This window comes from Streptomyces sp. NPDC055078, assembly GCF_053607985.1.
Genome location: NZ_JBSGUP010000900.1, coordinates 1 through 2,639, shown reverse-complemented (window position 1 = coordinate 2,639; position 2,639 = coordinate 1). Strand labels below are relative to the sequence as shown.

At 71.0% G+C, this 2,639-nt stretch carries 2 protein-coding genes; both read left to right on the top strand.

The window, feature by feature from the left end; translation table 11 throughout:
- A partial coding sequence (locus ACWF94_RS38350) for a metallopeptidase TldD-related protein (RefSeq protein WP_453499565.1) occupies nt 1-1,095 on the top strand: 1,095 nt, incomplete at its 5' end.
- A 152-nt stretch (nt 1,096-1,247) separates the two neighbouring features.
- Nucleotides 1,248-2,510, top strand: a complete 1,263-nt coding sequence (tyrS, locus tag ACWF94_RS38345) for a tyrosine--tRNA ligase (protein WP_453499567.1) — start codon at nt 1,248-1,250, stop codon at nt 2,508-2,510.
- The last annotated feature ends 129 nt before the right edge of the window (nt 2,511-2,639 follow it).

Below are 2,639 nucleotides of genomic sequence, written 5' to 3'. Positions count from 1 at the left end.
GCCCAGCCGCTGGTCGGCGGGGGCGAGGAGTCCCCCGGCTTCCGGGACGCGCCCGCCGAGACGTCGCCCGATGTGTTCGGGGGCTTCGCGCCCGCGCTGGGCGAGTCCTTCGCGCGGGCGAAGGCCGGGGAGCGGGAGCTGTACGGGTATGCCAGCCATGAGATGACCTCCACCTATCTCGGTACGTCCACGGGGCTGCGGCTGCGCCACGACCAGCCGAACGGGACGCTGGAGCTGAACGCGAAGTCCCCGGACCGCTCGCGGTCGGCGTGGGCCGGGCGCGCGACCAGGGACTTCACCGATGTGGACCCGGCGGCGCTGGACGAGGAGCTGGCGCAGCGGCTGCGCTGGGCCGAGCGGCGGGTCGAGCTGCCGGCCGGGCGGTACGAGACGCTGCTGCCGCCGACCGCGGTGGCCGATCTGCTGATCTACCAGCTGTGGTCGTCGACGGCCCGGGACGCGGCCGAGGGCCGTACGGTCTTCTCCAAGTCCGGCGGCGGCACCCGGGTCGGCGAGACCCTCTCCCCGCTGCCGCTCAATCTGCGCAGCGACCCGCATGAGCCGGGGCTCCAGTCCGCGCCCTTCGTGATCGCGCACGCATCCGGCGACGACGCGTCCGTCTTCGACAACGGTCTGCCCCTGGCGGCGACGGACTGGGTGCGCGGCGGAAAGCTGGAGCATCTGGTGACCACCCGGCACAGCGCCCGGCTGACGGGGCTGCCGGTCGCTCCGGGGGCCGGGAATCTGATCCTGGACGGGGGTGGCGGGCGGTCGCCGGCCGAGATGGTCGCGGCGACCGGGCGAGGGCTGCTGCTGACCTGCCTCTGGTACATCAGGGAGGTCGACCCGGCCACGCTGCTGCTCACCGGGCTGACCCGGGACGGTGTCTATCTCGTGGAGAACGGGGAGGTCGTCGGCGCGGTGAACAACTTCCGGTTCAATGAGTCGCCCGTCGATCTGCTCTCCCGGGCGACCGAGGCGGGCCGGACGGAGAAGACGCTGCCGCGCGAGTGGGGCGACTGGTTCACCCGGGCCGCGATGCCCGCGCTGCGGGTGCCCGATTTCAATATGAGTTCGGTCAGCCAGGGCGTATAACCTCGGAGGGGCCGGGAGGCATCGTCGAGGTGCGCACCGTGCGTCCGGGGCGTCCCGGCGTCTGGACCGCGTCCGGAAAGTTCCGGACGTCCTGGCAGCTGAGTAAACCGCGTAACCCGAGTATCCCGAGTATCCGAGGAGACATGAGAGCTGTGACGGACATCGTCGACGAGTTGCAGTGGCGCGGGCTGATCGCCCTCTCCACTGACGAGGACGCATTGCGCAAGGCGTTCGCGGACGGTCCCGTCACGTTCTATTGCGGCTTCGACCCGACCGCGCCCAGCCTGCATCTGGGCAATCTGGTGCAGATCCTCACCATGCGCCGGATCCAGCAGGCCGGGAACCGCCCGCTGGGGCTGGTGGGCGGGGCCACGGGCCTCATCGGCGACCCCAAGCCGAACTCCGAGCGCACGCTGAACGCGCCGGAGGTCGTCGCGGAGTGGGTCGGGCGGCTGCGGTCGCAGATCGAGCGGTTCCTCGACTTCGAGGGGCCCCACGCGGCGACCATGGTCAACAACCTGGACTGGACGCAGGGCCTTTCGGCGATCGACTTCCTGCGGGATGTCGGCAAGTACTTCCGGGTCAACAAGATGATCGCGAAGGAGGCGGTCGCCCGGCGGTTGAACTCCGACGCGGGGATCAGCTACACCGAGTTCAGCTACCAGATCCTCCAGGGCATGGACTACCTGGAGCTGTACCGGCGGTACGGCTGTGTCCTCCAGACCGGGGGCAGCGATCAGTGGGGAAATCTCACCGCGGGCACCGATCTGATCCACCGGGTCGAGCCGGATGCCCAGGTCCACGCGCTGGCCACCACGCTGATCACCAAGGCCGACGGCACGAAGTTCGGCAAGACGGAGTCGGGCACGGTCTGGCTGGACGCCGACCGGACCACCCCGTACGCCTTCTACCAGTTCTGGCTGAACGCCGACGACCGTGATGTCTCCAAGTACCTGCGGATCTTCAGCTTCCGCTCCCGTGCGGAGATCGAGGAGCTGGAGCGGCTGACCGAGGAGCGGCCGCAGGCGCGGGCCGCTCAGCGGGCGCTGGCGGAGGAGCTGACGACGCTGGTGCACGGTGCCGATCAGTGCGCGGCGGCGGTCCACGCGTCGAAGGCGCTGTTCGGGCAGGGCGAACTGGGCGAACTGGACGAGGCGACACTGCGGGCGGCGCTGGCCGAGCTGCCGCATGTCAAGGTCGCCGAGCTGGCTCCGGTGGTCGACCTCTTCGCCGAGGTCGGCCTGGTGGCCAGCAAGTCCGCCGCCCGCCGGACCGTGAAGGAGGGCGGTGCCTACGTGAACAACACCAAGATCACGGCCGAGGACGCGGTCCCCGTCCGCGACGACCTGCTCCACGGCCGCTGGCTCGTCCTGCGCCGCGGCAAGAAGAACCTGGCGGCGGTCGAAGTCGGCTGAGCGTACGGCTGCGTACGGCTGCGTACGGCTCGGCGGGGGCGGGCGTGGCTGGTGGTCCGGCTCGGCAGGGGCGGGCCCGGCCGGGGGTCGGTTCGGCCCGGCGGACCGCTGACCGGCGGGGCCCGGCGG